This window comes from Actinophytocola algeriensis, from assembly GCF_014203735.1.
GTDB lineage: Bacteria > Actinomycetota > Actinomycetes > Mycobacteriales > Pseudonocardiaceae > Actinophytocola > Actinophytocola algeriensis.
Genome location: NZ_JACHJQ010000003.1, coordinates 478858 through 500433 on the forward strand (window position 1 = coordinate 478858; position 21576 = coordinate 500433).

Below are 21576 nucleotides of genomic sequence, written 5' to 3' on the forward strand. Positions count from 1 at the left end.
TGTAGCGAACGCTCCCGCCTTGAGGGGATAGGTGAGACCGCCCGGTCTAGACCGTGTCAGCCCTGAGTACGGAACACCAACGACGAGTGACCGATGCGGATCACATCACCGTCGGCCAGCTGCCAGGTCTGCACCGGGGTGCCGTTCACCGTAGTGCCATTGGTCGAACCGAGGTCCGCCAGAGTCGCCGACTGGCCGTCCCACGTGATTTCCAGGTGCCGCCGGGAGACCCCGGTGTCCGGCAGCCGGAAGTCCGCGTCCTGGCCACGGCCCACGACGTTGCCGCCCTGCTTCAGCGAGTAGGTGCGGTTCGAACCGTCGTCGAGCTGCAGGCTGGCGTTCAGCTGGCGCGGGCCGGTCTGCACAGCGGGGGGCGCGTAACCCTGCTGTGCGTACGGGTCGCCGCCGCCCTGGCCGTAGCCCTGCTGGCCGTAACCCTGCTGTTGGCCGTAGCCCTGGTCGTAGCCCTGCTGCTGCTGGCCGTAACCCTGGTCGTAGCCCTGCTGGCCGTAGCCCTGCTGCTGTTGGCCGTAGCCCTGGTCGTAGCCCTGCTGCTGCTGGCCGTAACCCTGGTCGTAACCCTGCTGGCCGTAGCCCTGCTGCTGTTGGCCGTAACCCTGGTCGTAGCCCTGCTGTTGGCCATAGCCCTGGTCGTAGCCCTGCTGTTGCTGGCCGTAACCCTGGTCGTAGCCCTGCTGCTGCCCGTAGCCCTGGCCTTGCTGGCCATAGCCGTACTGCTGTCCGTAAGGATCGCCCTCGGGCGGTTGGCCGTAGCCGGGAGGCTGGCTCATGGATCGGTCTCCTGCGTTGCGGGGTTGTGCCGACCGTGCGTCCCCAGGTGCCCTGGCCGGAGCCTTGACATCCGGGTCGACAGTCGAGCGTATTCGGAACTGTCCGGTGTGCAGCGCGTCGGAGCGCTCCAGGGAGACTACGACGTCACCGTATGTGTCCCACTGCTGCTCCGCGAGATACTCCTCGACACAGTCCGCGAGCAGCGCGGTGGTGCGGTCGGCCTCCCCGGCGAAGTTGCCGAAGTCCTGCTCGCCCAGTTGCACTATGTAGTGGTTGGGCGCCAGGAGCCGGCCGCCAGCCAGCTCACGGAGGTTGACCTCACCTTCACGCAGCAGCGCCTGTGCCAGCTCCTGGGGCACCACACTGCCACCGAACACACGCGCGAAGGTGTTCCCCACGGCGTTCTCCAACTTGCGGTTCAACCGCTGCCCGAGGCCCATGGGTCCCTCCTTCCGTCGTGTGCTCCTCGTTCGATCGTATCTGGGTCCGGGCCCAAGGACAGGGCGATGTGCAAACCCGATTGCGGACCCTGTAGGCTTCGGCGCACACCACTCGGGGCGAGTGGCGGAATGGCAGACGCGCACGGTTCAGGTCCGTGTGTCCGAAAGGACGTGAGGGTTCAACTCCCTCCTCGCCCACGACCGACGGCCGACGTATGCCTGCGGAGAGCGCAGGCCTTGTCGGTCGTTTTTATTTTGGGGGGCCGAGCCCCCCATGCCCCCCACGGTGCGGGTGGGTCCTGACCCAGCGTGGTGGGGTTGCGTTCGTCACGTTGATGTTGGCCTGTTCCTGTCGGGTTCTGTTGCGGTTCGCAAGCGGTGTCGTTCGGCGGCCGTTCGGTTGGTTGACCACGCAATCTCCTTGCCTGGTTCCTCTCTCCATGGTGAGTGTGCCTCGTTTTGTCTCGCTCCGCCTCGCTCCGCCTCGCTCCGCTCGGCGTTGCCTCGCGTCGTCCGGCCCCGCTGGCCTGACCCGGCTCGTCCCGCCTGACTCGGTTCGGCCCGCCCGGTTCGGCGGCCCCGCTCGCCTCGCCACCGCTCGGCATGGCCCCGCTCGGCCCGCCCGCCCGCCCGGGCCTCGCGGGGCTCGGCGCGGGTGTTCGCGGGCTCGGCGCCTCGTCTTGGTCGTCTTCCTTGGGGCCGCGGGCCAGTTTGCGGTCGTGTTCTCCTTCTTCGTTTGCGGTCATTTCTATCTGGGTTTCCCGGGTCGGTGTCTCCGTGTGTTCGTGGTCGAGGCGATGGGGTGTTCTCGCTGGTGGTCTGGACCTTTGCCGGGTTTGCTTCGCATTTGTGAGTGCGGGGTTTGTCGATCGTTTCCGGGGGTGCGTTCGATTTCGCCGGTGGCGGGATCTTTCGGTTTTTCTTGCGCTGTCCCGCGTTTCGCAGACGGGCGTGTGTCGGGTGTGGACGGGGAGGGCCTGTTGATCTTCTTGCTGGTGAGGGGTGGCATGTGCAAATTGCTGGCCGCAACTTTGGGTGTTGCCCTCTGTTCAACCGCCCGGCCTATGACTCACCCAGACGGCGGCACCGTCGGGCAGAAGTCCTAATGCCGGTCGTCGACCGGTCACCGACCGCTCAGCGCCGCCGGTCGCAGGGGGGTCGTTTCCGTCTGCGGTTGGTGGGGGCGGGGGAGGTAGGACAGTGAGGTAACCAAAAACGCCGCGCTTGGCAGGGGATGGCGAGCCGACGGCACGGCGGTAGTGGAGAGGGCTGGGTTCGTGACGGGCATACCAGGACGCACGGCGGTTTCGGACAACCTGACGGCGGTGCCATCGCCGCTCGTCCCCCCCGTCGAGCTTCCCGCCAAGGCGGACGAGCTGGCGGCTGCCGCGGCTCGTGACCTCGGGTGGCAGGGCATCGTCCTCCCCGAGATGAAGTTGCTCGGTCGGCGCATTTCCCTCGTCGCGCAGCTGATGCCCGACGCACACGCCGAACGCATCTGCCTGGGCCAGGCGCCCGAGGTGGATCGCGCCACCGTCGCCACCTGGGTGTGGCCGGAGTTCAACGGGCGCGTGCCCGCACCTGCCGTGCGGATCGTCGGCGCCATCGCCGTCGCCCGCCACTGGCGGACCGGGCTCATCAACGCCGTGCCGTTCCTGCGGTACTGCGACGCCGCGATGGTGCTGCCGATGTCGGTCGTCATCACGAACGACTACCTCGTCAACTGCCTGCCGCGGGCTCGCGCCTACGGCGTGGCCATCGCCTCCGCCTCGCCGGGGCCCGAGGTCCGCATGGACCTCCCCGGCCGCGCGGACCGCGTGCCCGCCGACGTCGACGGCACCCACCGCTGGCTCGGTGAGCTGGCCTACGAGCAGATCCTCGCCGCCGCGTGAGGGTTGTCATCGCGGGCGGTCACGGACAGATCGCCCTCCGGTTGACCGCGCTGCTCGCTCGACGCGGCGACACCGCCGTGGGCATCGTCCGGAACCCCGATCACGTCGCTGACGTGCGGGAAGCCGGTGGCGACGCGGTCGTCCTGGACCTCGAGCAGGCAACCGTCGACGAGGTGGCCACCGCGCTCACGGGGGCCGACGCCGTCGTCTTCGCCGCCGGTGCGGGCCCGGGTAGTGGCGTCGCCCGCAAGGACACCGTCGACCGGGCCGCGTCCGTGCTGTTCGCCGACGCGGCAGAAGCGGCTCAGGTGCGGCGCTTCCTGCAGGTCAGCGCGATGGGGCTGGACCGGGCCGACGACCCGTCGCTGGACGAGGTCTTCGCCGTCTACCTGCGGGCCAAGGACGCCGCCGACCGGGACGTCATGGCCCGCGACGGGCTCGACTGGACCATCCTGCGGCCGGGTCGTCTCACCAACGACCCCGCGGTCGGCACCGTGACGCTCGCCGAGAGCGTCCCGCCCGGTGCCGTGACCAGGAGCGACGTGGCCGCCGTGCTCGTCGCCCTCCTCGACCGGCCGGACACCGCGAACCGCGTGTACGAGCTGGTCGGCGGCGACACCCCGATCGATGACGCGCTAGGCGCCTAGCACCCGCTTCAGGTACGGGTTCAGGAACTTGCCCTCCGGGTCCAGCTCCGCCCGCAGCCGGGTGAAGTCGTCGAACCTCGGGTAGCGGGCATGCAGGTCGTCCGCGCCCAGCGTGTGCATCTTCCCCCAGTGCGGCCGCCCGCCGACCGCGCCCGCGACCTTCTCGAACAGGTCGAAGTACGCCCGGTACGGCATGCCGGTGAACTGGTGCACCGCGATGTACGCCGAGTCCCGCTCGTAGGCGGTCGACAGCCAGATGTCGTCCGCCGCCGCCACCCGGATCTCCACCGGGAACATCACCGGATCCGCCAGCTCCGGCACCCGCTTCCGCAGCTCACCGAGCACCTCGGGCAGCGCGGCCCGGGGCACCGCGTACTCCGACTCCACGAACCGCACGTCCCGGTTCGTCACGAACACCTTGTGCGACACGTCGGAATACGCCCGCGCTGACAGCACGGCCGACGACAAACGGTTGAGCGGTCGCACGAGTGGACGAACGGCCCTCCCCACACGACAAACGGCGCCGAACAGGGTGTTTTCCATGAACCGGTACTCGACGAACTGCCGTGCCGGGGACAGCGGTTCCGGCGTCGACCCGGCCGGGAGCCGGTTGTTTCGCTTGGTCAGCGCGTTGCGGCCGTAGGGGAACCAGTAGAACTCGAAGTGGTCGTTCTCCGCACAGTTCTCGTCCAGTCCCGCGAGCACGTCGTCGAGGGGCTCCGGCCGCTCCTCGGCCGCCAGCACGAACGACGGCTCGGTCTGCAGCGTCACCGCCGACACCACGCCGAACGCACCCAGCCCGACCCGGCCCGCGGCGAACAACTCGGGCCGTTCGTCGGGTGAGCAGGTGACGACCGACCCGTCCGCCAGCACCAGCTCCAGCGCCGCCACCTGCGTGGAGATCCCGCCGAACCGGGCGCCCGTGCCGTGCGTGCCGGTGGAGATCGCGCCCGCAATCGTTTGCGCGTCGATGTCGCCGAGGTTCGTCATGGCCAGGCCGAGGCGGTCCAGCTCGGCGTTCAGCGCCTTGAGCGTGGTGCCCGACCGCACGGTGACCAGACCGGAGTCCACGTCCGCGCACACGACGCCGGTCCACGCGGACAGGTCGACGGCCCGGTCGTGCGCGGCGCCGACCGCGGTGAACGAGTGGCCGCTGCCGCGGGCGCGGACGGTCTGCCCGGCGCCGGTGACCGCGACGGTCAGCTCCTCGAGGTCCCTCGGCCGCACGACCTCGGTGGCGACCGCTGCCTCGGTGCCGGCCCAGTTGCGCCATGCCGTCGTCATGGGGGGATCTTCGCAGGCCGTCGCGTCAGTCGATGCCCGGGTGGCCGACGAGTTCGAGGCTGCGGCGCCACAGTTCGCGGCGTGCGTTCTCGTCGTACGCCTGCGCGTTCGCGGTGGTTTCCCGGGTGCGGTCGAAGAACCGGCCCGTCACCGCACCCGGTTCGCCGACGGCCAGCCGGTGCACCGCGTCCACACCGGACTCGAGGGTGTCGACGGTGTGGCCGATCTCCTGGAGCACGATCTTGGTCGGCATGTAGGTGCCGGGGTGCAGGCTGTTCACCGCGACCCGCGGCACGCGGGCGGCCAGCTCGAAGCCGGACATGATCTGCGCCAGCTTGCTCTGCCCGTACGCCCGGATGCCGCTGTAGCCGCGCTCGATCATGAGGTCGGCGAAGTCGATCGGGTGCTGGCCGAGCGAGGCGACGTTGACGACGCGGTGCAGCAGCGGCAGCAGTTCGAGCGTGAGCAGGAAGCCGGCCAGGTAGTTGACCGCGAACCGCAGCTCGTGGCCGTCGGCGCTGGTTCGCCGGTGCCGGCCGTCGGGCTCGCCGGAGCCGATGCCCGCGTTGCTGACGAGCACGTCGGGCCGGCCGGTGCTGTCCCGCACCTCGGCCGCGAGCCGCCGCACCTGTTCGAGTTCGGCGAGATCGGCGACGACGGTCCGGACATCGTTGCCAGGCAAGGAATCGGCGGTCCTGGCGACCTTGCCCGCGTCGCGTCCGTGCAGGATCAGCGAGTGACCATCGGCCGCGAACCGCTCGGCGAGCGCGCGGCCGAGGCCGTCGGTGGCGCCGGTGATCAGGATGGTCATGGCTGGTCCTTCCGAGGATGGTCACGGCGCGCTCGCGATCAAAGTTATCCACAGCAGGGGGAGTTATCCACAGTTCGGCTCGCGAGGTGGAAATCGCCGGCACCCACTGGTAGACTGGCATGGCGGGACGCCCCCGGGACAGGGTGGGGGTTGGGTATCGCGCGCGGGGCTCTGGTGTGGCTGTCCTGGTTGTGGGGCTGGTCGTACTGTTGGCGTCGTGCCCGATGAGACGTTGCGTGCCCGCCTCGATGCGGCCACCAAGCAGCTCGAAGCTCCCCTCGCCGTCGTCGATCTCGCGGCTTTCGACCGCAACGCCGACGATCTGCTCCGGCGGGCGGCTGGGCGGCCGGTCCGGGTGGCCAGCAAGTCCGTTCGCTGCCGGTTCCTGCTCGAGCGGGTGTTGCGCCGTGACGGGTTCGAGGGCGTCATGGCCTACTCCCTCCCCGAGGCGCTCTGGCTCGCGGGCGAATGGGCCGGCACCGATCTCGACGACGTCGACCTCCTCGTCGCCTACCCGACCGTCGACCACACCGCCCTGCGGCGGCTCGCCGCCGACGACCGCGCCATCGGCCTGATCACGATCATGGTCGACTCCGTCGCGCACCTCGATCTGGTGGACGCCGCGCTCGGTGACGGGCACCCCGAAATCCGGGTCTGTCTCGAGCTGGACGTGTCCTGGCGACCCTTCTTCGGTCGTGACTTCGCTCACATTGGCACTCGTCGATCACCCGTCTTCACGCCCGCCCAGGCCGAGGCGCTGGCCAAGGTCGTCCGCGAACGGCCGGGGTTCCGGCTCGTCGGCCTGATGGGTTACGAGGGCCAGATCGCCGGGCTCGGGGACGAACCCACCGGCAAACCCGTCATGGGTGCCGTCCTGCGCTGGATGCAGGACCGTTCGTCGCGGGAGCTGACCGGTCGGCGGGCGGAAGCCGTGCGCCGCATCGGTGACCTGGAGTTCGTCAACGGCGGTGGCACCGGCAGCATCGAGACGACCGGCTTCGACGACTCCGTCACGGAGGTCGCCGCCGGGTCCGGGCTCATCGGGCCGACCCTGTTCGACAACTACCGCGGGTTCGCACCGGACCCGGCGGTTTTGTTCGCGCTCCCAGTGGTCCGCAAGCCGAGGAAGAAGACCGCGACCCTGTTCTCCGGCGGCTACATCGCCTCCGGCCCGCCCGGCAAGGACCGTTCACCGGCTCCGTACCTGCCCGCCGGCCTGTCGCTCGTCGGCACGGAAGGCGCCGGGGAGGTGCAGACACCGGTGACCGGCCGCGCGGCCCGTGACCTGCGGGTGGGCGACCGGGTGTGGCTGCGGCACACGAAAGCCGGTGAGCTGGCCGAACGGTTCATCGAGTATCACGTACTGGAGGGCGACCGGGTCACGAGGACCGTGCCGACCTACCGCGGCGAAGGGCGCTGCTTCGGCTAGTCCTGCCGGTACATCTGCCCGGCCAGGTACGCCCTGACCACCTGCTTCGCCTCGTTGACCATGTCTTCCTCCGGGAACAGCTTGCGGCGGAAGGCGAGGGCGAGGATGGCGTCGCCGATGTCGCTCGCGACGGTGATCTGCCGGTACAGGCTCTCGACCGGCACGTTGTTCTTCCCGGCGACGACCTTGGCGATCTGCTCGGCGATGACGGAGTTGTTGTCGCGGCCGTCCTCGATGAGCCGGATGTCGATGACGTCACCGAACCGGACGTGGCTGAAGCCCGGGATGGTCCGGTACATCTCGACGTAGATGTCGATGATCGTGTCGACGCCGTGCCACCAGTGCTCGAGGTGCTCCCAGTCGAGCCGCTTGTCGATCTGGCTCGTGAAGTGGTCGAGGTGGCGTTTGGTGAGTGCCTGCACGACCGCCCGCTTGTCGGGGAAGAACTGGTAGAGCGACCCGACCGCGACGCCGGCGCGTTCGGCGATCAACGTGGTCGTGACGCCGTCATAGCCGAGTTCGTCGATCAGCTCAGCGCACGCCTTGAGCATCTGCTCGACGCGCTTCGCACTGCGCTGCTGCACGGGTTGCTTTCGCAACGGTACCTGGGTCGACACAACACCATCCTGCCCCGACTGGACCAGACCTACCACCAGATTGTGTATTCGATATCGGCCGAAGGACGCAGGACCGTCGGACAAGTGGCACAGCACACGGCCAGTAAACCGGCGTGGACGTGCTCGGACGGAACCACGAACGAGCGACCTGGTCCGCTGCCGCGGACGCAGGTCGCTCTTCGCGAGTGGAGCCGCGAACCGATGCTGGTCGGGGGAGGGGAAACTGCAGCACCGGTTCGCGGAGATTGGGGAAATCGGCAGAGAAGCTGTGGCGGCGGTTCGTTCCGTCTCGCTCGGGGGTGCGTACGAAACGAACCGCCGGCCACAGGTGGCGTCCCTCTCGGCCACACGCCGCGCGGGGTCGCGGCGGGCGAGGGAGCGCCCTGGTTTACCTGGCGCCCGTGGCCAGCCGGCCGGTGTGCGTCACGCGTGTGCGGGTCGCGTGACGGGCGGGCTGCGGTGTAGGCGCGAGCCCACCGGCAACCAGGTGCTCGTAGGCGGCCTGCCAGACAGAGCAAGGCGCCTTCTGTTGCCGCCACCGCGACGAGCACGCGGGGCAGTTTCCCTTCTCGTCCGGCTCGTGGGCGGCGAGCATGGCCCGCCAGCCCTCCGTCAGCCTGGGAAGCTCGGAACGTGCCACGGACAGCAGGGACGGTGCGTCCGCGCGGTTGGCCAGCTCCGACAGCATGTCGAGCCGTTCCCACACCGCGTTGCGGAGTACCTGTCCGAGGATCTCGTCCATCGAAACGTCACCGCTACCTTTCCGCCTGCTCGGCGGCCTCACGAAGCGCGGTCCGCAGCTGGCCGAGCTGGCCAGATGTCAGTACCGCGGTTTCGCCCGGCGGTCCGACGAGGACCACCCGATTACGTTCTACGAGCACGGTGAGGCAGCGCTCCCGGTTGACGACGTCACCACAGTTGATGCGCCAGACCTTCCGCCCGAGGGCGGAGCCGTGCAGCTCGCCGTGGTGGTTCGCGTCCACCTCGTCGGCCATGGCCTCAAGTCCTGGTGCCTCAAGTCGGGGTGGTGCCGTCCTGACCAGTTCCACAGTCTCGGCTTCCCTCCGTGCTCGTACGCTTACAACCAACTACATTGGTGGCTTGAGACACAGATTGGTGCGTCATAGCGCCGATCGGCGGCCGTTTCACGGTAAGCGGTCGGGTAACTTCGGTCGGGCCGATCAGGTTCACCGATCTGGACTTTCAGCGGCTCGTGAAGTGCGCTTACTCTGCGCCTGACGCCCAGCGGACTGTGAGGGGGCGGAATGAACTCCATCGGGTCTCAGAGCTCTTCTGTTACGCCAGAGGCGTGGGAAGACGCGGAGATGCGGAACGCGCTCGCCGCGCGGGAGGTCAGCACGATCTACAAGCTGCTGCGACGGAAAGGCGTGTCCCAACGCCAGATCGCCGCGATGACCGGTCAGTCACAGTCCGAGGTGTCGGAGATCCTCAAGGGTCGTCAGGTCATGGCCTACGACGTCCTGGTCCGGATCGCCGACGGCCTGGGTGTCCCCAGGGGATACATGGGCCTCGCGTACGACGAAGTCACCGCTCAGCGGGTGGCCGACTCGCGGGAGACCCCGGAGGCTGAGGAGCCGGAGAACGTGAAGCGTCGGAAGTTCCTTGCGCACGCCGCCGCGGTCGCGGTGGGTGCGCATGTGCTCGGCGCCGACTCAGGATCGTGGGTGTCCAACCCGGTGTTGACGCCGGCGCCCGGCCGGATCGGCATGACCGATGTCCGGCAGGTCGAGGCCGCGACCAGGGCACTCCGCTCGCTGGACTACCAGTACGGGGGCGGATTCTGCCGGGACGCGGTGGTCGCCCAGCTGTCGTGGGGCCAGCAGATGCTGAACTCGTCGGGGACCGATGTGGTGAAGCAGCGACTGCACGTCGCGCTCGCCGACCTGCACAACCTCGCGGGCTGGACGTCGTTCGACGTCGGCCTGATCGACTCCGCGCGCAACCACTTCGGCCGTGCACTGGAGCTCGCGAAGGCCGGGGAGAGCGACGAGCTCGTCGCTAACATCCTGTACCGCATGGGCCGGGTCTACCTGCACAAAGAGGCTCCGGACGACGCGCTGAAGATGTTCCAGCTCGGGCAGATCGCGGCCCAGCAGTCGGGCTCGGAACTGGCTGTCGCGGTCATCTGCGCGAACCAGGCCTGGGCCTACGCGATGATGGGGCACGAGGACCAGACGATGAAGCTCATCGGCAGGACCCGTGACGAGTTCGCCCGCGCCAACCACGGCGAGGCCGCCGACTGGGTCAAGTTCTTCAACGAGGACGACGTCTACTCGATGATCGGCACCGTGCACACGGTGCTCGCCCAGAAGGTCGACTCGCGGCACACGAAGTACGCGATCCCGGCGCTGACCAGGGCGATCGACTCCTACGGCGACGAGGTCGCCCGCAACAAGGCGTTCAACCTGTCCTCGCTGGCGACGAACCACCTGCTCGACGGCGACATCGACCACGGCGCGAGGGTGGGTGTGCAGGCCGTCGACCTGGCACAGCACCTGAAGTCCAAGCGCGTCCGCGACCGGCTGGAGCCGTTGCGGATCGAGGCGGACAAGCGGCGCAACTTCGTCGACGCCCGCGACCTGGCGGACCTGATCGGCCGGTTCTCCGACAGCAGCCCCGAATCCAACGCGGTGTGACGAGGCCGTCGTGACGGTGCTGCCGACCCCGGAGTCCGCAGAATCCGCGGCGTCCCTGTCGGACACGGGCGGTCCGTTCTCCGGGGAACGCCTCGCGGCGGCGCTGACCGGGGTGTGCGCGGCGGCAGGGCTGGACCCGGAGGGCGCGACGCTCATCAAGTGCACCGCCAACGCGGTGTTCCGGCTCGCCAGCGCGCCCGTGGTGGTCCGGATCGGCGCCTCGACGGCGTTGAACCACCGCGTGGAGAAAGTCGTCCACGTGGCCACCTGGCTGGCCGAACACGACGTCCCCGCGGTGCGGCTGCTGCCCGGGGTGCCGCAGCCGGTCACCTACGACGGCTACGTCGCCACCGTCTGGGAGGCGGTGCCGCACGGCGGTAAGCGGCCACGCGGCCGTGACCTGGGCAAACTGCTGCGCCGGATCCACGACCTGCCGGAGCCCGCGTCGTGGCTGCCGCACTGGCGGCCGCTCGACGACGTGGCCGCGCGGATCGGCGAGGCCACCGACCGCGACGCCGGCATCGACCCCGCCGACATGGCGTTCCTGAAGGACCGCTACGACGACGTGGCGGACCAGCTGGCCAGGCTGGAGTTCCCGTCCGCGCCCTCGCTGGTGCACGGCGACGCACACCTCGGCAACCTCATCCCGGGTCCGGCGGGCCCGGTCCTGTGCGACTTCGACTCCTCCAGCCTCGGCCCGCCAGAATGGGACCTGACGCCGCTGGCCGTTGGCGTGGTCCGGTTCGGTGAGCCGGCGGGCCGGTACCAGGAGCTGGTCAGGACCTACGGCATGGACGTGACGCGGTGGCCGGGTTTCCCTGTGTTGCGTGCGGTGCGGGAGCTGAAGCTCATCACCAGCGTCCTGCCGATCATCGGAACGCGGCCCGCGGTGCGTGCGGAGCTGTTCCGGCGTTTGGCGGATGTCCGTTCGGGTAACACTTCGGCGCGCTGGGCCCGGTACACCTGACTCGTCTGGCGCAAAGGCCGTAACGCTGCGTCGCCGGGAACCGACCATCTTCATGTGCTCGTGAGGACGTCTTCGCACGTCGTCGCCGGTCCGAGCGAAGTTCATTCGTTCGGGTGATGGGGAAGGGTAGCCGTCCGCGCGAAGCACGCTACGCTGAGTGGTACTAGCCTCTGTCCGCTCCCCGAACGAGGTGTCCTTCTGGTGGCTAGGGTGATCAGGCAACGTCGCAGCGCGCGCCGCGCGCTCGCATCGGCGCGGGTTCTCGACCAGGTGGTCGAGAATCAGCTCCCGCTTGTCGCCCGTCTGCCCGAAGGCCGCAGCAGGACGCGGGCCGCGGACTTCCTCGCCGAGCTGGTCCTGCTGTCGCAGGCCTACCGGCACCACGCGGAGGGCTGGATCAGCCGCCGCGAACTGGAGCGGCGCGGTCATTCGACGATGCGGAAGCTGTCCAGGATCCGCGAGCGTTCGCCGCAGTCGTCCACGCAGTTCACCGAGCAGGACTGACCACTCACCGTTGGTCTTCCTTTCCGCTCTCGCGCGCCCGTGTGGCGCGGCACACAGTGGCGGTGGAACGACGAACGGTCGCCGATGCGCCGTTTACCGTTCGCCCCGGCCTAACTGTGCACTTGATCGTGAAAGACGAGCAACGGAAAGTCAGGCGACCGGCGTCCGCGTCAGCACGACCGCGAACCCGAAGGCCGCGCACATGACAGCGATCTCCAACGCGGCCCACCCGATGAGCGCGGTCCGCTGGTGGCGCACGATCCCGGGCAGCAGCCGCCACCGGATGTTGGCGCCGAGCGCGGCGAGCCCGGCGAAACAGGCGAGCTTGAGGATGACGAGCAGCCCGTAGCCGGTGCCGAACAGGACGTCGACCAGGCCCCGGCCCGTCACCGAGGTCAGCTCCACCGCCGCGTTGAACAGCCCGGTCGCCGCCACCACGCACAGGCAGGCGGTCGCGAGCCTGGAGAACCGGGGCAGCGTGTGGGCGAGCAGCGTGCGGTTCGCGGCGAGCGCGATGACGACCGCGCCGAGTCCGCCGGTCCACACGGCCGCGCCTAGCACGTGCAGCTCCATCGAGATCATCGCGTAGTCCTGCCACCGCCAGTTGGTGGCGTGCCCGGTGACCGGCAGCGGCAGCAACGCGAACAACGCGACCGCCGCCCGCAGTTCGGCGGGCACCGCCTCACCGGCACGCACCGACCACAGCGACAGGCCGAACGACACGAGCGCGACCGCGGCGACGAACACCAGCGCCTTGCCCGCGCTCACCGTCGCCACGTACTCGGTGACCCGCGAGAACGAGATGCCCGCCGCGTGCGGCAGCACCTCCGCGGTCTGCAGCACGAGCGTGGCGAGCGCCGCCACGGCGAGCGCGAGCGCGCTGAACGCGGCCGCCCGCCGCGCGCCGGTCAGCACCCGCTCCGCACCCTTCGGCCGGGACAGCCCGACGAGGATCGGCAGCAGGTTCAGCCCGACGGTCGCGACGGCGGCCAGGTCGAACAGGACCCGGACGACCGGAAGGCCGTACCGGACCACCGCGTCCGGCTCGAGCACGCCCGTGATCGGGCGCACGGGGGTGAGCAGCAGACCGGCCAGCACCGCGAGCAGTGCCGCGCCGATCCCGATCCCGACCAGGTGCAGTCGGGACACCGCGGTGGTCCGGGCCTCCTTCACGTCACGGTCATTCCGGTTGCTTGCCGCCGCCGATGCGCAGCGCCACGAACAACCCGGCACCGAGCAGCACGACCGCGCCGACGAGCCACACCCAGATGGGCATCCCGCCGTCGTCGCCGTTGCCGCCGCCCGCGCTGGGGTCCATGTCGATCCAGCCCGGGTCGCCCTCGGCCGCCGGGGTGCCGCTGCCCGCGGTGTTGACGTTGAACGTCAGCTCCCCGGAGACGGGGTGGCCGTCGGCCGACACGATCCGGTAGCCGATCGTGTAGGTGCCCGACGGGCCCAGCTCACGAACCGGTGCGCTGACGACGTTGCTGTCGACGGACGCCGAGCCGCCCTGCCACTGCTCGCCGTCGGGTCCGGTGACGGCGATGGAGTTGAGCCCCTCGCCCTCCTGGACCGGCTGGTCGAACGTCAGCACGATCTCGGCGGGGCCGGCGTCGAGCACCGCCTTGTCCGCCGGGTTGCTGCCGGTCAGGGAGTTGTGCGCGGACGCGGGCGCGGCCAGGGCGAACAGCCCCAGCCCCGCCAGCGTCAGCACGGACAGCGCCTTGGCGAACTTCCTCATGACCGGCTCGTGGCCTTCCGCGCCCGCAAGGTGGCGCCGACGCCGAAGCCGAGACCCAGCGCGCCGACCACGAGGCCGGCACCGCCCAGCCAGCGGGCGGTGTCGTCGGAACCGGAGGCCGCGGCCGCGTTGGCGTCATCGGACTCCGAGGCCGCGTTCTGAGCGTCCACCGATGCCGCCGAACCACCGTGGTGGTCCTCGCCTTCCGGCGCGAGCGCGATCACCGGCGCCGGGTGCTCCGGTTCGGCACCGTCCTCGGCGGGCGGCTGGTCCCACGCGACGACCTTGCCGCCCTCGTAGGTCTGGATCGCGGGCATGACCAGCTGGTCGGTCTCCGGCAGCGGGCCGACGGACAGCTCGAACTCCTCGAACTCACCCGGTGCGATGCGGGTGCCCGCGGCCGCGGTCCAGGTGACCGAGCTGATGGCCTCCTTGATCTCGGCGCCGTGGACCTTGACCGGCTTGTCCAGCGCGACCTTGGTGATCTGCGCGGTCCAGCCCGCCATGGGCCGGGTGCGCGCGGAGGTGACCGGGGTGTCGGCGGGCATCTTGACCTCGAGCTTCACGGTGCCCGCGGCCTCGTCCTCGTTCGGCACCCGGAAGGTGATCTTCGAGTAGCCGCCCTGCTGCGCGGCCTCGCCGAGAACCTTCGCGGTGACGTGGGCCGACGCGAGGCCGGAGCCGAGCAGCGTGGCGACACCGGCCGCGACGGCTACGACACCGGCGCGCGCGATGAAACGTGTGGTGGACATGTCTCTCCTGAGATGAACGGGGATTCCGGGCGCACTCCTTCGCACGTCCGGTGGGGTGTCTGGGTTCTCAGGAGTGGACTGGTGGGCCGCGACGTGCGCAGACCTCGCGGAACAGCACCTCGAGGAAGGCGCCGGGGCGGGCGGGCAGCGGGGAGCCGCCGGGCCGGGCGGTGCGGCGGACCGGGCCGGCGACCAGCGCGGTGAGCCGCGCCAGGAGCCACGCGGCCGCGGTCGTGACCAGGCGGAGCGCGACGCCCGCCCTGGTCAGGAGCACGGCCGTGACCACGGTGGCGACGGCGTGCGCGGTGAACATGGTCCAGGGGTCGAAGAGCGACTGCTGGTGCCCGTGCCCTCTGGCGAGCTCGGTGAGCAGCAGGTGCTGGCAGAGCTGTGTCACGCCGAGGACACCCACGAGCGCCGGGATGCCGCCGCGGTGGGCGAGTGTCGAGCCGCCCCACGCGAGGAGCGTGGCCAGCAGGACGGTGAACAGGGAGTCGGACACCGCGCCGCCGCCGATGCCGTGCGCGGCGATCGCGAGCGCGGCCGAGGACGACGCGAGCAGGACGCCACCAGCGCCCTCGTGTCGCACTCGTCTCCCGTTCACGGGCCCAAGAGTAGGACGAAACCGTGGTTCTGTGACTGGTCGGATCGGTGTCCCTGGGCGAGGCACGCCCGACTTTCGGGTACTTGCTTCCCGAGGTGATCTAGACCACGGTGATCAAGGTGAGTCTGTGGGAGTTCGTCACCGACCGCTGGCCCCGGCTCGCAGCCGAGGCCTACCAGCACGCCAGCGTCGTCATCCAGTGCACGCTCATCGCCACGCTCGTCGGCGTTCTCGCAGGTGTCGCCGTCTACCGCAGCCCGATCGGGTCCACGATCGCGACCGCACTGGCGAGCACGATCCTGACCATCCCGTCGTTCGCCCTGCTCGGTTTGCTGATCCCGCTCGTCGGGCTCGGGGTGGCGCCGACGGTCACCGCGCTCGTGCTGTACGCGCTGCTGCCGATCGTGCGCAACACCATTGTCGGCCTAGGCGGAGTCGACTCCGCGGTCACGGACGCGGCCCGCGGCATCGGCATGAACCGCATGCGGGTGCTGACGCTCGTCGAACTGCGGCTCGCGTGGCCCGCGATCCTCGCGGGCATGCGGGTGGCGACCCAGATGCTGATGGGCATCGCCGCGATCGCCGCGTACGCGAAGGGGCCGGGCCTCGGCACCGAGATCTTCTCCGGGCTGAACCGCGCGGGCGCCGCCAACGCGGTCAACCAGGCGCTCGCGGGCACGCTCGGGATCGTGCTGATGGCGCTGCTCATCGACGGGCTGTACCTGCTGGTCGCCCGCCTGACCACCTCGAGGGGGATTCGTGCCTGAGCAGACCAGCGTGGGCATCGAGCTGGCCGACGTCACGAAGCGGTACCCGGGGAGCAGGGAGCCCGCGGTCGACGGGTTCACGATGACGATCAACCCCGGCGAGACGACGATCTTCGTCGGCCCATCCGGCTGCGGCAAGACCACCACCATGCGGATGATCAACCGGCTGATCGAGCCGACGTCCGGCCGCATCGTGATCGGCGGCGACGACGCGCTGTCGCTCGACGCGGACGACCTGCGGCGGCGCATCGGCTACGCGATCCAGCAGGCCGGCCTGTTCCCGCACCTGACGGTGGCGCAGAACGTGGGAGTCGTGCCGGGCCTGCTGAAGTGGCCGAAGAAGCGGATCGAGGCACGCGTCGAGGAGATGCTGTCGCTGGTGGGCCTGGAGCCCGAGGAGTTCCTCCGCCGGTACCCCCGGCAGCTGTCCGGTGGGCAGCAGCAACGCGTCGGGGTGGCGCGGGCGCTCGCGGCGGACCCGCCGGTACTGCTGATGGACGAGCCCTTCGGCGCGGTCGACCCGATCACGCGCGGCAACCTGCAGGACGAGCTGCTGCGGCTGCAGGCGGAGCTGCACAAGACGATCGTGTTCGTCACCCACGACTTCGACGAGGCGGTGAAGCTCGGCGACCGGATCGCGGTGCTGGGTGACCGCTCGCGGATCCTGCAGTACGACACCCCGGAGGCGATCCTCGCGAACCCGGCGGACGACACGGTGGCGGGTTTCGTCGGCGCGGGCGCGTCGCTCAAGCAGCTCACCTTGTTGCGGGTGCGGGACATCGTGCTGGGCTCGGCGATCACCGCGTCGGTCGAGGAGGCGCCGTCCTCGGTGCGGCAGCGCATGGCGACCGAGGGCCGCAAGTTCGCGCTGGTGCTGGACAACCGGCGGCGGCCGCTGCGATGGGTGCACGACCGGCAGCTCGGCGGCGCGTCGCTGGCCGGGATCGGCAGACCGGTCGGCGACGTGGTGTCCACGCAGTCGACGCTGCAGGACGCGTTGGAGGCGATCCTCACGGAGGGCGGCGACGCGGTCGTCACCGGCCCGCGCGGCGAGTACGCGGGGACGGTGCAGCTGGACACGGTGGTCGCGAAGATCCGCGAGCTGCGTGAGGAGCACCAGTCGTGACCGTCACCGACGCGGTGGTCTCGATGGAGTCCGGCACCCGTCGCGCGGAGGTCGTACGGCTGTTCCTGCAACCGATCGCGGCACTGGTTCTCGTCGGGGCCGTGCTGGTGTGGGCGTTCAGCCAGGACCTGGACGCGATCGAGGTGGTGACGCTCAACGCGGCGACGTTGTTGAAGTCGACCGGCGAGCACGTGCTGATCACGGCGGCGGTGACGGTTCTCGTCGTGGTGGTGGCGATCCCGCTCGGCATCGTCCTCACGCGACGGTGGGCGCGGTGGATCGCCCCGGTGTTCCTCGGCGTCGCGACGATCGGTCAGGCGGCGCCGGCGATCGGCGTGATCGTGCTGTACTTCCTGTGGACAGAACAGGAAGGGCTGTGGGCGGCGGCGGTGCCGCTCGCCTTCGTGTCCCTGCTTCCGGTGCTGCGCAACACGATCGTCGGCATCCAGCAGATCGATCCCGCGCTCGTCGACGCGGGGCGGGGGATCGGGATGTCGTCGTTCACGGTGCTGCGCCGGGTGGAGCTCCCCTTGGCGATCCCGCTCATCCTCGCCGGCCTGCGCACGTCGCTGGTGCTGGCCGTGGGCACGGCGACGCTCGCGCTGTTCGTCAACGGCGGCGGCCTCGGCTTCGTGATCGACTCGGGCTACAAGGTGGCCCGCCCGACGGTGTTGCTGACGGGCGCCGCGCTGGCGGTGGGGTTGGCGCTGCTGATCGACTGGCTTGGCGCGCTGGCGGAGCGGTACCTCGGCCCGAAGGGGTTGCGATGAGGCGGCGGCTGGCCGCGCTGGCCGCGGCGTGCACGGTGCTGGTGGGTGGCTGCGGCCTGGAGGCGGGCGCCACGCTGCCGTTCGACGTCGGCCCGGGTTCGATCAAGGCGGAACCGACGCTGCGGGACGTGCCGATCCGGGTGGGCTCGAAGAACTTCACCGAGCAGATCCTGCTGGGCTACATCGCCGAGGTGGCGTTGACCGCGGCGGGCGCGGACGTCGAGGACATGACGAACATCCAGGGTTCCACGCCGGTGCGGCAGGCACTGGAGGTGGGCGATCTGGACCTGTACTGGGAGTACACGGGGACGAGCTGGATCAACTTCCAGCAACAGACCGAGCCCATTCCCGACGAGCAGGAGCAGTACGACGCGGTGAAGAAGGCCGACCTCGAGCGGTTCGGCGTGGCGTGGCTCGACTACTCGCCGGTGAACGACAAGTACGCGTTCGCGACAACGCGCGCGTTCGCCGAACAACACGGCCTGAAGACCATGTCGGACATGACGGCGCTGCTGCGGCGGGACCCGTCGCTCGGCACGTTCTGCATGGAGTCGGAGTTCATCAACCGGCAGGACGGACTGCTTGGCGCGGAACAGAAGTACGGCTTCGAGGTGCCGGACCGCGACATCAAGACCTTCGGCGTGGGCGCCATCTACGCGACGCTCGCGACGGGCCGCACGTGCAACTTCGGCGAGGTCTTCACCACGGACGGCCGCATCCTGACCCTGGACCTGGCGGTGCTCGAGGACGACAAGAAGACGTTCCCGCAGTACAACGCCGCGGTGACGGTCCGCAAGGAGTTCCTGGACCGCTACCCGGCGATCGCGGACGTGCTCGAACCGGTGTCGGCGAAACTGAACAACGACGTGATCCTGGAACTGTCGGTCAAGATCGACGGCGACGGCGAGGACCCGGCGGTGGTGGCCCGCGACTGGCTGGCGAAGGAAGGCTTCGTGACCATCCCGGCGGACTGAGCGGGGACCGGTCCCGGCGGGGAGGCCCGAAACTACGCGGGTCTCGCCAGTTCCTCCGGGAAGGAACCACGATGGACCCCGCCTCGCAGCCGGAGCACGCCTGGACACCCACGTCGGAGCCGGACACCGAGGTCCTGCCCGTCATGTCCGATGTGGACACCAAGCCGCCTCGGCCGGCCGACCCGCTCGCCGTCGCGCTCGGGAACGCCTCGCTGCTCGGCGTCGGCTACCTGTTGCTGCGCAGGACCTGGCTCGCCGTCCTGACCCTCGTCGTCACGGTCGTGCTGGTCATCGTCCTCACCGGGAGCACGCCGGAGGTCTGGCTGGAAGTCGTCGTGGTCCTGTGGTGGGCGGCCCTCATCGCGCACGGCTGGCTGCTCGCCCGCAGGCGTCCGCGACCCGCCCGGCCGTGGGGGAGGCGGGTGGTCGCGCTCGCCGTGACGGTGCCGGTCCTGGCGGCGTTCGGCGTGCTGCGGTTCGACGCGGCCGGGATCGAGCAGGACGTGACCGAGGCGCGCGGCGCGGGCGACTGCCGCCAGGCGGTGACCGCCACGGACCAGCTGGGGTTCGGGCACCGCGTGGTCGACGCGCCGCTGGTCGTCCGTGCCGAGGAGACCATCGCGGCGTGCGAGCGGTTGCGTGCGGCCGCCAAGGCTCTCAGCGTCGCGCTGACCGGCGACATCGAGACACTCCAGACCGGCTTCGCCACGCTGTCCGAGGTGCTCGCCGAGCGGCCGGGGCACGAGCAGATGGTCGCCACGGCACTGGACGGCTTCCTCGACCGCCTGCCGGTGGTGGACTCGTGCATCGCCACGACGGTCACCGACTGGCTGCGCGAGCACAAGCCCGGCGGCGAGCTCGCCCCTGCCGCCGACATCGTCCCGCGCGTCGCGCCGCGGGCGATCGTCGGCTGCGGCGACCGGCTCATGGCGGCCAACGACTGGGGCGTGGCCCGCGACCACTACCGGCAGTTGCTCGACGAGTACCCCGAGCACGAGCTCGCGCCGACGGCCCAGCAGGGAGTGCGGAAGGCCACGCTGGCGATCGAACTGGACAACGTGCGCGGCCTGCTGGCGCCCACGGGCGGCCAGCCCCGGTACTGCGACAGCCCGGCCCCCTACAGCGGCGCCGCTCCGTACGTGCCCAACCGGCCGAACCGCGCGCTGGTGTACGGGAGCGAACCCAACACGAACAAGATCCCCCCGGGCTGGTTGGCTCGCGACGTCACGGACGCGGTCGTGGTGATCTGTGCTGGCGAGTCCGAGTACGGCGCCTCCGTCGACACCTGCCTGTACGACTCCACCACCGACCCCGGCGTCTCGGGCTGGGTCACGTTCCGGAAGATCGCGATCCCGCTGCGCGTCTTCGAGGTGCGGACCGGGCGGCTGGTCGCCTCGTTCAAGGTGGAGATCGGCGGCGGGAGCTGTCCGGCCTTCCTGAGCTGGTACGGCTCCGTCACGCCGCCGTCGAGCGAGTACGTCGCCGCCAGTCCCGCCGACGTGCAGGCCGCGTTCCGGCCGCTGCTCATCCCGTGAGCTACCGCGCGTCGTAGGCCTCGCGGGCCGTCATCACCTCGGGCATGCGGCTCTCCAGCAGCTCGACCAGCGTGTGCAGCTGCTTCGCCACGTCCGTGCCCAGACCCGTGAGGCTGTACTCCACGTGCGGCGGGATCGTCGGCCGCGCCTCCCGCAGCACCAGCCCGTCCCGCTCCAGCGCCTGCAACGTCTGGCTCAGCATCTTCTCGCTGATCCCGTCGACCCGGCGCCGCAGCGCGTTGAAGCGGGTCGTGCCGTCCAGCAGTGCCACCAGCGCGAGCGTGCCCCAGCGGCCGGTCGCGTGCTCCATCGTCTCCCGCGAGGTGCAGTTCCTGGCGAAGACGTCGAACACCAACTCGTCCATGAGGTATATGGTAGTACTAACTGACAGATAGTACTAACCATTGGAGAGTGTCGATGATCGTCGTGACAGGCGCTACCGGGCAGCTCGGGCGGCTCGTGGTCGAAGGGCTTCGCAAGCAGGGTGCGACCGTGGTCGCCGGGGCGCGCAACCCCGCGGCCGCCGCTGACCTCGGTGTCGAGGTGCGGGAGCTGGACTACGACCGGCCCGCGACCGTCGACGCCGCGCTCGCCGGCGCCGACCAGGTCCTCCTCATCTCGGGCTCCGAGCCTGGCAAGCGCGTCCCGCAGCACACGGCCGTCGTCGACGCCGCCAAGCGGGCCGGGGTCCGCCAGCTCGTCTACACCAGCGCTCTGCACGCCGACACCACGCCGCTCGTCCTCGCGCCGGAGCACAAGGCGACCGAGGAGGCCATCCTCGCGAGCGGGCTCCCGTACACCTTCCTGCGCAACGGCTGGTACCACGAGAACTACCTCGACCAGATCGCCCAGGGCGCCAAGACCGGAGAGATCGTCGGCGCCGCCGGGGACGGCCGGGTCGCGTCCGCCGCGCGCAAGGACTTCGCCGACGCCGCGGTCGCCGTGCTCACCGGCAGCGGGCACGAGAACAAGGCCTACGAGCTGAGCGGCGACACCGCGTGGACGTTCAGCGAGTTCGCCGACGAGATCGGCAAGGTCGCTGGCAAGTCCGTCACCTACCGCAGCCTCCCGCCCGCCGAGTTCCAGCAGCTCCTCGTCGACCAGGGCACGCCCGCCGAGGTCGCCGGGTTCGTCGCCGCGCTGGAGCAGAACATCGCCGACGGCACCCTCGCCGACACGCCCGGCCACCTGCGGACCCTGATCGGACATCCGACGACGCCGGTCGCCGACACGATCGAGTCGGTCCTCTCCGCCTAGCATCGGAGTC

At 70.1% G+C, this 21576-nt stretch carries 23 protein-coding genes and 1 tRNA gene; 13 read left to right on the forward strand and 11 right to left on the reverse strand.

The features are described 5' to 3' along the window. Window positions 1-56 precede the first annotated feature (56 nt). The gene (locus FHR82_RS14535) at window positions 57-1232 is read right to left on the reverse strand and encodes an FHA domain-containing protein (RefSeq protein ID WP_184810909.1); all 1176 of its coding nucleotides are present in this window, start codon (window positions 1230-1232) and stop codon (window positions 57-59) included. Window positions 1233-1347: 115 nt separating this feature from the next. On the opposite strand from FHR82_RS14535, the gene FHR82_RS14540 reads away from it, so the two are divergent. From FHR82_RS14540 to FHR82_RS14550, 3 genes are all read left to right on the forward strand, one after another. Continuing rightward, window positions 1348-1430: transfer RNA gene (locus FHR82_RS14540), tRNA-Leu, on the forward strand. A 1127-nt stretch (window positions 1431-2557) separates the two neighbouring features. Continuing rightward, on the forward strand, window positions 2558-3124 hold the full coding sequence (locus tag FHR82_RS14545) for a hypothetical protein (RefSeq protein WP_311771079.1): 567 nt from the start codon (window positions 2558-2560) through the stop codon (window positions 3122-3124). Then, window positions 3121-3771 carry an SDR family oxidoreductase gene (locus tag FHR82_RS14550; RefSeq protein WP_184810911.1) on the forward strand — a complete coding sequence of 217 codons (651 nt, stop codon included), beginning with the start codon at window positions 3121-3123 and terminating at the stop codon, window positions 3769-3771. The genes FHR82_RS14545 and FHR82_RS14550 overlap by 4 nt, the downstream gene beginning before the upstream one ends. Here FHR82_RS14550 and FHR82_RS14555 read toward each other — a convergent pair. Beyond that, window positions 3760-5055 carry a D-arabinono-1,4-lactone oxidase gene (locus tag FHR82_RS14555; protein ID WP_184810912.1) on the reverse strand — a complete coding sequence of 432 codons (1296 nt, stop codon included), beginning with the start codon at window positions 5053-5055 and terminating at the stop codon, window positions 3760-3762. The two genes, FHR82_RS14550 and FHR82_RS14555, sit on opposite strands and share 12 nt — an antisense overlap. A 25-nt stretch (window positions 5056-5080) precedes the next feature. Beyond that, complete coding sequence (locus FHR82_RS14560; protein WP_184810913.1) at window positions 5081-5866, reverse strand: SDR family NAD(P)-dependent oxidoreductase; 786 nt, start codon at window positions 5864-5866, stop codon at window positions 5081-5083. A gap of 217 nt (window positions 5867-6083) precedes the next feature. Between FHR82_RS14560 and FHR82_RS14565 the strand changes: the two genes are divergently transcribed. After that, complete coding sequence (locus tag FHR82_RS14565) at window positions 6084-7295, forward strand: amino acid deaminase/aldolase (protein ID WP_311771080.1); 1212 nt, start codon at window positions 6084-6086, stop codon at window positions 7293-7295. Here FHR82_RS14565 and FHR82_RS14570 read toward each other — a convergent pair. The 3 genes from FHR82_RS14570 to FHR82_RS14580 form a co-directional block, all read right to left on the reverse strand. After that, a complete protein-coding gene (locus FHR82_RS14570; protein ID WP_376706409.1) occupies window positions 7292-7894 on the reverse strand; it encodes a TetR/AcrR family transcriptional regulator in 603 nt (200 codons plus the stop codon). The two genes, FHR82_RS14565 and FHR82_RS14570, sit on opposite strands and share 4 nt — an antisense overlap. A 406-nt stretch (window positions 7895-8300) precedes the next feature. After that, window positions 8301-8654 (reverse strand): hypothetical protein, encoded by a 354-nt coding sequence (locus tag FHR82_RS14575; RefSeq protein ID WP_184810914.1) that lies wholly within the window; start codon window positions 8652-8654, stop codon window positions 8301-8303. A 13-nt stretch (window positions 8655-8667) separates the two neighbouring features. Next, a complete protein-coding gene (locus tag FHR82_RS14580; protein ID WP_184810915.1) occupies window positions 8668-8907 on the reverse strand; it encodes a hypothetical protein in 240 nt (79 codons plus the stop codon). A gap of 270 nt (window positions 8908-9177) precedes the next feature. On the opposite strand from FHR82_RS14580, the gene FHR82_RS14585 reads away from it, so the two are divergent. The 3 genes from FHR82_RS14585 to FHR82_RS14595 all read left to right on the forward strand — a co-directional run bounded on the left by FHR82_RS14585 (window position 9178) and on the right by FHR82_RS14595 (window position 12040). Beyond that, window positions 9178-10569 (forward strand): NsdA family TPR-like regulatory protein, encoded by a 1392-nt coding sequence (locus FHR82_RS14585; RefSeq protein ID WP_184810916.1) that lies wholly within the window; start codon window positions 9178-9180, stop codon window positions 10567-10569. Window positions 10570-10579: 10 nt separating this feature from the next. Next, window positions 10580-11536, forward strand: a complete 957-nt coding sequence (locus tag FHR82_RS14590; protein WP_376706410.1) for a phosphotransferase family protein — start codon at window positions 10580-10582, stop codon at window positions 11534-11536. A gap of 201 nt (window positions 11537-11737) precedes the next feature. Continuing rightward, entirely contained in the window at window positions 11738-12040 is a 303-nt protein-coding gene (locus FHR82_RS14595) for a hypothetical protein (RefSeq protein ID WP_225944020.1), read from the forward strand. Window positions 12041-12190: 150 nt separating this feature from the next. Here FHR82_RS14595 and FHR82_RS14600 read toward each other — a convergent pair whose 3' ends face one another. The 4 genes from FHR82_RS14600 to FHR82_RS14615 all read right to left on the reverse strand — a co-directional run bounded on the left by FHR82_RS14600 (window position 12191) and on the right by FHR82_RS14615 (window position 15137). Beyond that, window positions 12191-13213, reverse strand: coding sequence for a CopD family protein (locus FHR82_RS14600; RefSeq protein ID WP_184810917.1), 1023 nt, complete (start codon window positions 13211-13213; stop codon window positions 12191-12193). Between the two features lie 7 nt (window positions 13214-13220). After that, entirely contained in the window at window positions 13221-13781 is a 561-nt protein-coding gene (locus FHR82_RS14605; RefSeq protein ID WP_184810918.1) for a copper resistance CopC family protein, read from the reverse strand. Beyond that, entirely contained in the window at window positions 13778-14533 is a 756-nt protein-coding gene (locus tag FHR82_RS14610; protein WP_184810919.1) for a YcnI family copper-binding membrane protein, read from the reverse strand. The genes FHR82_RS14605 and FHR82_RS14610 overlap by 4 nt, the downstream gene beginning before the upstream one ends. A gap of 67 nt (window positions 14534-14600) precedes the next feature. After that, on the reverse strand, window positions 14601-15137 hold the full coding sequence (locus FHR82_RS14615) for a hypothetical protein (protein WP_184810920.1): 537 nt from the start codon (window positions 15135-15137) through the stop codon (window positions 14601-14603). 119 nt (window positions 15138-15256) lie between these two features. Here FHR82_RS14615 and FHR82_RS14620 point away from each other — a divergent pair, with 119 nt between their 5' ends. From FHR82_RS14620 to FHR82_RS14640, 5 genes are all read left to right on the forward strand, one after another. Next, window positions 15257-15904: an ABC transporter permease gene (locus FHR82_RS14620; protein WP_184810921.1), complete on the forward strand. Its 648-nt coding sequence runs from the start codon at window positions 15257-15259 to the stop codon at window positions 15902-15904. Further along, on the forward strand, window positions 15897-17030 hold the full coding sequence (locus FHR82_RS14625; RefSeq protein WP_311771081.1) for an ABC transporter ATP-binding protein: 1134 nt from the start codon (window positions 15897-15899) through the stop codon (window positions 17028-17030). Before FHR82_RS14620 ends, FHR82_RS14625 begins: the two co-directional genes overlap by 8 nt. Then, a complete protein-coding gene (locus FHR82_RS14630; RefSeq protein WP_376706411.1) occupies window positions 17027-17800 on the forward strand; it encodes an ABC transporter permease in 774 nt (257 codons plus the stop codon). Before FHR82_RS14625 ends, FHR82_RS14630 begins: the two co-directional genes overlap by 4 nt. Beyond that, on the forward strand, window positions 17797-18774 hold the full coding sequence (locus FHR82_RS14635) for a glycine betaine ABC transporter substrate-binding protein (RefSeq protein ID WP_184810922.1): 978 nt from the start codon (window positions 17797-17799) through the stop codon (window positions 18772-18774). Before FHR82_RS14630 ends, FHR82_RS14635 begins: the two co-directional genes overlap by 4 nt. A gap of 71 nt (window positions 18775-18845) precedes the next feature. Then, a complete protein-coding gene (locus FHR82_RS14640) occupies window positions 18846-20309 on the forward strand; it encodes a tetratricopeptide repeat protein (RefSeq protein ID WP_221463788.1) in 1464 nt (487 codons plus the stop codon). A gap of 1 nt (window position 20310) precedes the next feature. On the opposite strand, the gene FHR82_RS14645 is transcribed toward FHR82_RS14640, so the two are convergent. Further along, window positions 20311-20673, reverse strand: a complete 363-nt coding sequence (locus tag FHR82_RS14645; protein ID WP_184810923.1) for a winged helix-turn-helix transcriptional regulator — start codon at window positions 20671-20673, stop codon at window positions 20311-20313. 53 nt (window positions 20674-20726) lie between these two features. Between FHR82_RS14645 and FHR82_RS14650 the strand changes: the two genes are divergently transcribed. Next, entirely contained in the window at window positions 20727-21566 is an 840-nt protein-coding gene (locus FHR82_RS14650) for an SDR family oxidoreductase (protein WP_184810924.1), read from the forward strand. Window positions 21567-21576 lie beyond the last annotated feature (10 nt).